The organism is Neisseria sp. P0021.S005, from assembly GCF_051956955.1.
In genome coordinates, this window is record NZ_JBQCWY010000096.1 from 1 (window position 1) to 8,748 (window position 8,748).

The window sequence follows — 8,748 nt, forward strand, 5'->3', positions numbered from 1 at the left end:
GTAATAGGAATTTCAAGCGTAGAGCCAATAATCGATAATTTAAAAACGTTTTATCTTTACGGTACAGTCCCTTGCTTTTGGAATGCCTGATGAATAAGGTTGAACTAAATATTCAGTCAGGCCGTCTTAAAACTGAGCAGGCAGATTGTTTCATTTTTGTTGTGTTTGAAATGCAGGTGTCGGGAAATTCAGCCGAATCAAACATGAAACAGGCTGTTTATGCTAGAATCGTAACCTTATAAAAAATAAAAACAACGTCATTTTTAGCTGAGATTATCCGATGAAAAAAGAACACATTATGCAAAACGCTCCATCAGGCCGCCATCGCCTCATTCATGCAAGCGTCGCTTCCGCTTTAGCGCTTATCAGCATTTCCGTTCAGGCAAATACGCAGCAATTTGCCCAAACTCCTTTTTACCTGCAAAACAAAACCGACGTCAGCGGCCAACCCAAAGTCAAACACAATATTATGTTTTTGATTGATGACTCGGGCAGTATGCAATGGAATGTACAAGGTAAGGAAACATCTGTACGGGCTGATAAAAGAATAACGATTACTAAGGAGGCCCTAAAATCGGTATTGAAAGAGTATGGCGAAAAACAACGATTCCAGTGGGGTTTGCAAACTCTGCATAACAATGGTCGTACTGATACTCCAGATGAGGGGGGCTTTACCGATGATTGGAAGGATGTTCAAAGGAGGGTAGATGGCATTGATCCTGGCCATGCTACGCCAATCACGCGCCGCTACTATGAAGTAGTCAAAAACTTTGTGATGCCCAATATCAAATACCGTTGTCAGAAGTCTTATGTGATTGTGATGTCGGACGGCGATGCCAATATGAGTTGTAGTAACCAGATTCCAGGTGAAGATCCTCGTTTATCTCGTAATACTAACTTCAACTACGATAGGGATTATTACTATTCAAACTATTACCGCGATATTGAACGTAGTGCGGGTACGTCTGCATACCAATATTTTGGTCCGTCTGAAGTGAAGGCTAATGATGATAGCTATGGGAAAGGTAAATTCTTTAATGGTGGAGGTCGTATCAAAGGATACTTTGATTTTCTACCTTATCAATATGATAATGATTTTGGCTTGCCTGAGAATGAAAAGAAATTGCTATGTCAATCTAGTAAATATAAGCATGAGTATGATCCTAATTATGGTAGGTATATGTGGGTAGCTGCAGGCGAAATTATTGTTCCTTATTGGGATAGGAACTATAAGGATGAAAAACGCGGTATGCGTTTCTTTAGCCAGACTTTGGCAGAAAAAGACATTAAAACAGCAAAAGACGGTTCAGATGCTGCGGGTAAGAGCTGGGATGGTGATCCAAGCGATCCCAAAGGCATAGATTACAGCAAGCAATTGGTTCAGACTTTTACTGTGGGTTTTGGTGAGGGGATCTCTGAAGTTGGGAGAGAGTATCTGGAAAAGGGTGCGAGCCGTCCAGACTGGTATTTTAATGCTGCGAAAAAAGAAGATTTGCTTGAAGCCTTTAAAACCATTGTCGACAATATTGAAAATGACAGCAAAAATACGAAATTTGAAGGAGTATCCTCTACTGCTCCGGCAACGACCAGTATGGGTATTCCCGATATGGCGGCAACGGTTCATTTGAATACCGGCTCTTGGAGTAGTCAATTGCGGTTTTATAAATTGAACCGTGATGGTACACCTATCAATACGACTGAGTTTGTTCAGCCATCATTTAATAACCGCCTTACTTTGGTTAATGACGGCAGTAAGACCTATTTCATCGATAGAGTTGCAGATAATGAGGCTTCAAATGCCGATTTTGGCATTTCAGACGGTAGTGCGAAAGATAAGTTGGAATGGAAAAATGCATTGCTGAAATGGACTGGCCGAGTAGGTAGTGATGAAACCATCAAAGCGGATGCAGAGACAAAAGGTTATAGCCAGTCTTATCGAATTCGTCCGACAGATTCTGCTGATTCAAGTAAAGATGAACGTAATTTAGGCGATATTTTAGATGGTTCGGTTGCAGCTATTGGCGATAAGCGCGACAACCGTCAAGAGTTTTTGGTCTCTGCTGCCAATGACGGCATGGTACATATTTTCCGTAATGGTACGCCTAGCAATCCTTATGACTTGAAACTCAGCTATATTCCGGCAGGCATGGAGCGCGAGGACGATCAAGGTCAAGCGACAACTTTGGGCAAGGTTCTGAAAGATATTGCACGCGATGGTTACGGCTCTGGCACGCCGCACCGTTATATGGTTAATGGTGGCTTTGTTCTCCGCCAAACACCTGATAAGCAAACCTTTATGTTTGGTGCGATGGGTCAAGGTGGACGCGGTGCGTATGCGTTGAATATTGGTGCGGTAGCTAACAGCGATCGTAGTGGTTGGAATACGACTGTGCCTTTGTTTGAAACAAAAAAAGGCTTTGACAATAAGCTGGGTTATACCATTGGTTCGACACAAATCGGCCGTGTTTCCATCAAACGCGATACCACTCCGGTCAATCTGGAATCGAATGTGCGTTATGCGGGCTTCTTGGCTAGCGGCTATCGTACTGAGGATGTGAACAGTGCCGACAATGAAACGGCTTTGTATGTTTATGATATGACAGGGAAAGAGGCAGGGACAAAAAATACTGGTACTAATGTTTCTTCTTCTAAAGCCGGCAAGCTCTTAGCTAGAATTCCTGCACCGAATGGCAAAGGCGGCCTCTCTACCCCTACTTTGGTAGACACCGATTTTGACGGTATTGTTGATATTGCTTATGCCGGTGACCGTTACGGCAATATGTTCCGCTTCGACTTGAGAGGTAAAACCGAGTCTGAATGGTCGGCGCAAATGATTTTCCAAGGTTCGGGGAATCAACCGATTACGTCTGCGCCTGCGGTATCACGTCGTGGTAAAGATAAGTATGTCGTTATTTTTGGTACGGGTAGCGAGATTTATCAGAATGAACTAGAAGGTACTAACGGACAAATCAATGCCGTTTACGGTATTTACGATGATGTATCTACTGATGCGGTTTTGGCAAAAAGTAGTGAGTTGGAACAGCAAACCAGAGAAAGTGACGACGAACATATTTATGTCAGCGACAATAAGGTTGGTGAAGGTAAAAAAGGCTGGAGTCTGACTTTAGATCCGAATGAACGTGTGACTGTCAAGCCGACGATGATTTTGCGTACAGCTGTTGTGACCATCCGCAAGTATGAAACCAAAACAATTCATACTGACTCTTCTAGTACCGATGTTTGTTTACCGGACAGTACATCCACACAAACGACAGCGAAAACGATTATTCTGGGTGTAAATGCTGAAAATGGCGGTCGTTTGGGCTTGCGTGATGCGCGTATCTCCAGCAAGGATCGTACATTTATCAAACGCGAGAATAATGGCCAGATTTATTACGCCAACGGTATGACTTTTGATGGTGTTATCAACTTTACTTATATAAATTCCAGCAAAGCCGATGATTCTCCGGTAACTGCCGATGGCGATAGCGGCGGCACGGGTACGGATAAGGAGTTGAACGCTACGCCGAGCGTGCCAAACAATAAATGTTTTGCAACCAAAGGCGATCGCAGTCTCTTGTCTAACCAGCTGGTTAGCCTGGAAGTACAAGGCCGTACATGCGGACTCAAACGCATCAGCTGGCGTGAATTGTTCTTTTAATTGGTAAGGATTAAGCATCGAGGCCGTCTGAATTTTTTCAGACGGCCTTTTCTGTTGAGTGGTAGTAATTGAGAGATGCTGGATTAAAAAATGGAAAACTTTGTTTGTGGATATAACAAGCTTTGATCAAATTGAGAGCTTGGATAAAGTTAAATGACAGACTTAGGCTATTCTTTTTTAATTTTCTACTATTTGGCTAAGAAGTTAAAAGGCCGTCTGAAAAATATCTTTTCAGACGGCCTTTGATTTAAAAAGAGCTAATCAAGGAGCGCATTGTTAGATGCTGTTTTTAATAATTTTCCGCAGAGTGGATAGTTGCCGGCGGCTGACGGGCAGCGGGGTCGGAATATCGAGAATTTTAGCGCCCCATGTGGATGCGTATTCGTCGTTTTCGTCGTCGTCCAGTCGAATCAGGCTGTCGAGGGTGTGGCGGAAGACGAGGGCATTGCGATGGATGCGGATGACTTTGTCGCCCAGCAATTCTTCCCAGTAAACCAAGGTCTTCGGTAATTCGTAGCTGTGGCCGTCGCCGGTAAACAGATAGACGGTTTTGTGTTCCGCCATCAGGTAACGCGCCTGTTGCCATGGGATTTCAACCATGCGTTCGCGGTTGTACACTTTGAAATGGGTGAAACTGTCTGCTTTTTCGCGGTTTTTCTCGATGATGCGGTCAAGCGCGGTTTGCAGGCGGGTCATTTTGATCGGTTTGAGCAGATAGTCTGCGGCGGCCAGCTCAAACGCGCGCAGGGCGTGTTCTTCGTAGGCTGTGGTGAATACAATTTCCGGCTGGCGTTTGGCGGTACGCTTAATGCGTTCGACAAACTCGAGACCGTCGATTTCCGGCATGCCGATGTCGGCAAATACGATGTCGACTTCGTGGACACTCAGCCACTCCAATGCTGGCATGGCATGGTGAAAGACGTTGAGCAGTACGACATTGCACTCTTCCAATAATACACGTAAGCGTTCTGCTGCTAATACTTCGTCTTCTACAATAATGGCACTTGGCATAGCGGTATTCTTTTTGTTGTATCGTGGGAGATCTGCCGCGCTTTGTCATCCTCAATAACGCGTCAGCCGTATGTTGTTACAACCTTGAAATTATCAGTTTGTGACAATTTTAGGAAATTTTTAAAATATACATGATTTTTCGCTTCTTGGGCATGGTTTGGGATGAGTCGGAAGATTACTTACATAATTTTATGAAATATTGTAATACCCAGAGTAATTTTGTTGTAATCATGCTAATTCAGTCCGTGATAATGGACGATTTTGGGATTTTGTCCATTTGCCAGTGTGCCACCGCCCAATCGAGCAATTCCTGCGGACGGTTCATAGCAGGTGCATCGGGCAGGTTGAGGTAGGTTAGGACTTGGCGGAGAAGTTGTTCTTTTTGATTCAAATCCAAAGCCGGGGCAAGGGTTTGTTTCGACCATTTTTGCCCTTGGCTGTTGGTCAATAGGGGAAGGTGTGCGTAGGCCGGTGTGGGAACGCCGAGGCATTGTTGCAGATAGATTTGGCGTGGCGTGGAAACAAGCAAATCTTGACCGCGGACAATATGGGTTATGCCTTGGTCGGCATCGTCAGCAACCACGGCAAGCTGATATGCCCAATAGCCGTCGGCACGGAGCAGGACGAAATCGCCGATATCGTGTGCCAGATTTTGTGCGTAATGTCCGACAATGCCGTCTGAAAAACCGATCACGCGATCGGGAACTTGAATGCGCCATGCCGGAGTTTTGTTTTGCGTATCGGGTCTTTGCTGAGGATTGCGGCAACGGCCGTTATATACAAATCCGTCTGCGCCATGTGTTGCCGCCGCCTGCCAGTCTTTGCGGCTGCAATAGCAGGGATACACCAGCTCGGCTGCTTTGAGGTGGTCGAGGGTGTCTTGATATAGGTCGTAACGGCGGCTTTGATAGACGACTTCGCCATCCCACTCAAAGCCGAAGGCTTCAAGCGTGCGCAAAATGTCGGCGGCGGCGCCGGGCATTTCGCGCGGGGGGTCAAGGTCTTCAATGCGGACCAGCCATTTGCCCTGATGAGCGCGCGCGTCGGTATAGGAGGCGACGGCGGTCAGTAGGGAGCCGATATGAAGCAGGCCGGTAGGGCTGGGGGCGAAACGTCCTATATACATGGCAGGGTGGTTTTGTAGGGCAGGGGAAGTATGCCTGCACGGTATTCAAATCGTGATAGAAAAGGGCGTGCCGTACACGTCCGAATTTGGGTTTCAGACGGCCTGAGACTTTTCAAAATGATTTAAGTTTCTCGGCCGTCCGTTCAATCCGCTTAAGCCAAGGGAGCCAGTAGTTTGGCGAAAGCGTCTTCAAATTGTTTCAAACCGTCTTCCTGCAAACGAGTTGCCAAAGTTTCGACATCAATGCCGAGTTTCGCGGTTTCGGCAAGCTGCGCTTTGGCTTCGTCCACACCTTCGGTCAAAGTAGCTTTGGCGGTGCCGTGGTCGATAAAGGCTTTGAGTGTGGCATCGGGAACGGTGTTGACGGTATGGGCGCCAATCAGGCTATCAACGTACAACGTGTCAGGATAGGCAGGGTTTTTCACGCCGGTAGATGCCCATAAAAGTTGGACGCGGTTGGCACCTTTTTCGGCAAGTGCGGCAAATTCGCTGCTGCCGAAGTATTGCGCCCAATCTTGATAGGCGGCTTTGGCCAGTGCAATGGCGACTTTGCCTTTGAGGTGGTCGGGCAGGGTGGCGTCCAATGCGGCATCGACACGGGAAATAAAGAAGCTGGCGACAACTTGGATATGGGAAACGTCGTGTCCTGCTTCCAAACGTTTGGCAATGCCGCGCGTGTAGGCCGCATAGGCTTTGAGGGTTTGGGCGCGGGAGAAGAGCAGGGTCAGGTTGACGCTGATGCCGTCTGAAACGAGGATTTCAAGCGCTTCGATGCCTTCGTCGGTTGCCGGTACTTTAATCATGACATTTTTACGGCCGATGGCGGCGTGCAGGCGGCGCGCTTCTTCAACCGTGCCTTGTGCGTCTTTGGATAATTCAGGCGAAACTTCGAGGCTGACGAAGCCGGTTTTGCCGCCGGTGGATTCATGTTCGGCAAGACATACGTCGCAAGCGGCTTGTACGTCGGCAACCGCCATGGTTTCGTAGCGTTGTTTCGGGGTCAGGTTTTGCTGTTTGAGTGCGGCTACTTTATCGGCGTACAGGGCATCTCCGGCAAAGGCTTTTTGGAAAATGGCAGGATTGGAAGTTACGCCACACACACCTTGCTTCAGCATTTCTGCCAATTCGCCGCTTTGTACCAGCGAACGGGAGAGATTGTCCAACCAGATTTGTTGTCCTAATGCTTTAACGTCCGATAAAATAGTCATCTCTGATTCCTTTTACATAATAGGTTTGTTTGTGAAGTGGCGGTAATGCTACGCCGATTCGATGAATTTGAACAGTTTACAGCCGATTAATTTGGGCAAAACAAACCTAAATTCAAGCACGAAAGGTGGCTTTGATGGCGGAAAACACACTTTATCTCGACTGGGCGCGCGATGTATTGGATACGGAAGCCGAAGGTTTGCGCGAAATTGCGGCGGCTTTGGACCATGATTTTATCCGTGCGGCGGAAGCATTGTTGCACTGCAAGGGCAGGGTCGTCATTACCGGCATGGGTAAGTCCGGACACATCGGCCGCAAAATGGCGGCAACCATGGCTTCTACCGGCACACCTGCGTTTTTCGTCCATCCTGCCGAAGCGGCACACGGCGACTTGGGCATGATTGTGGACCACGATGTCGTGGTTGCCATTTCTAATTCCGGCGAAAGCGATGAAATTGCGGCGATTATTCCGGCGTTGAAACGTAAAAACATCACGCTTATTTGTATCACTGCCCATCCGACTTCGACCATGGCGCGTCATGCCGATATCCATATTACCGCGGCGGTTTCCAAAGAAGCTTGTCCGCTCGGCCTTGCACCGACTTCCAGTACGACCGCCGTGATGGCCTTGGGCGATGCGCTGGCGGTGGTATTGCTGCAGGCGCGAGCGTTTACGCCGGATGATTTTGCTTTGAGCCATCCGGCCGGAAGCTTGGGCAAACGCCTGTTGCTGCGCGTGGCGGATATCATGCACAAAGACGAAGCCCTGCCAGCCGTTTTGTTGGGCACGCCGTTAAAAGAAGCCATTGTCCGCATGAGTGAAAAAGGCTTGGGTATGTTGGCGGTAACCGATGCCGAAGGCCGTCTGAAAGGCGTATTTACCGATGGCGACTTGCGCCGTCTGTTTCAAGAACGCGACAGCTTTGCCGGTTTGAAAGTGGACGACATCATGCACGCCTCTCCGAAAACCATCTCTGCCGATCGTCTCGCCACCGAAGCTTTGAAAGCCATGCAAAGCGGCCATGTGAACGGTTTGCTGGTGGTCGAAGAAAACGGCGTGCTGATTGGCGCGCTGAACATGCACGATTTATTGATGGCACGAATTGTCTGAATCGACGGCAAAAACGTTTTCAGATGGCCTTATGCTAGAATAGGCCGTCTGAAACAAGGAAACCTTATGCAAAACCTCTCTTCCGACCTGCAACAACGCGCTTCAGGCATCAAACTGCTGATACTGGATGTGGACGGTGTTTTGACCGACGGCCGCATTTTTATTCGCGACAACGGCGAAGAAATCAAATCGTTCCACACTTTGGACGGACATGGTTTGAAAATGCTTCAGGCCAGCGGCGTGCAAACGGCGATTATTACCGGCCGCGATGCGCCTTCCGTCGGTATCCGCGTGAAGCAGCTCGGTATCAACTATTACTTCAAAGGCATTCATGACAAACGTGTCGCCTACGCCCAATTACGCGAACAGGCCGGTGTGGAGGAGCATGAGTGCGCCTTTGTCGGCGACGATGTTGTCGATTTGCCCGTGATGGTGCGTTGCGGATTGGCGGTCGCCGTCCCGGAAGCGCATTGGTTTACTTTGCAATACGCCCATTATGTAACCCGACGTTCCGGCGGCGCAGGCGCGGTGCGTGAAGTGTGCGATTTGATTATGCAGGCGCAAGGTACGCTTGAACCTGCTTTGAAAGAGTATGTACGATGAAAATCAGATGGCGTTACGGAATCGCCTTTC

General features: G+C 48.1%; 6 protein-coding genes. 3 read left to right on the top strand and 3 right to left on the bottom strand.

All coding sequences use genetic code 11. The features are described 5' to 3' along the window. Positions 1 to 298: 298 nt before the first annotated feature. Positions 299 to 3,661, top strand: coding sequence for a PilC family type IV pilus tip adhesin (gene pilC / locus ACTHUE_RS07475; RefSeq protein ID WP_224783384.1), 3,363 nt, complete (start codon positions 299 to 301; stop codon positions 3,659 to 3,661). A gap of 276 nt (positions 3,662 to 3,937) precedes the next feature. Here pilC and ACTHUE_RS07480 read toward each other — a convergent pair whose 3' ends face one another. The 3 genes from ACTHUE_RS07480 to tal all read right to left on the bottom strand — a co-directional run bounded on the left by ACTHUE_RS07480 (position 3,938) and on the right by tal (position 7,006). After that, complete coding sequence (locus ACTHUE_RS07480; protein ID WP_003686784.1) at positions 3,938 to 4,672, bottom strand: LytR/AlgR family response regulator transcription factor; 735 nt, start codon at positions 4,670 to 4,672, stop codon at positions 3,938 to 3,940. Positions 4,673 to 4,910: 238 nt separating this feature from the next. Then, positions 4,911 to 5,798, bottom strand: coding sequence for a tRNA glutamyl-Q(34) synthetase GluQRS (gene gluQRS / locus ACTHUE_RS07485; protein WP_440361234.1), 888 nt, complete (start codon positions 5,796 to 5,798; stop codon positions 4,911 to 4,913). Between the two features lie 152 nt (positions 5,799 to 5,950). Continuing rightward, positions 5,951 to 7,006, bottom strand: coding sequence for a transaldolase (gene tal, locus ACTHUE_RS07490; protein ID WP_004518856.1), 1,056 nt, complete (start codon positions 7,004 to 7,006; stop codon positions 5,951 to 5,953). 134 nt (positions 7,007 to 7,140) lie between these two features. Between tal and ACTHUE_RS07495 the strand changes: the two genes are divergently transcribed. Further along, complete coding sequence (locus ACTHUE_RS07495) at positions 7,141 to 8,115, top strand: KpsF/GutQ family sugar-phosphate isomerase (protein WP_004518855.1); 975 nt, start codon at positions 7,141 to 7,143, stop codon at positions 8,113 to 8,115. 66 nt (positions 8,116 to 8,181) lie between these two features. Next, positions 8,182 to 8,718, top strand: coding sequence for a KdsC family phosphatase (locus ACTHUE_RS07500; RefSeq protein WP_004518854.1), 537 nt, complete (start codon positions 8,182 to 8,184; stop codon positions 8,716 to 8,718). Positions 8,719 to 8,748: the final 30 nt, after the last annotated feature.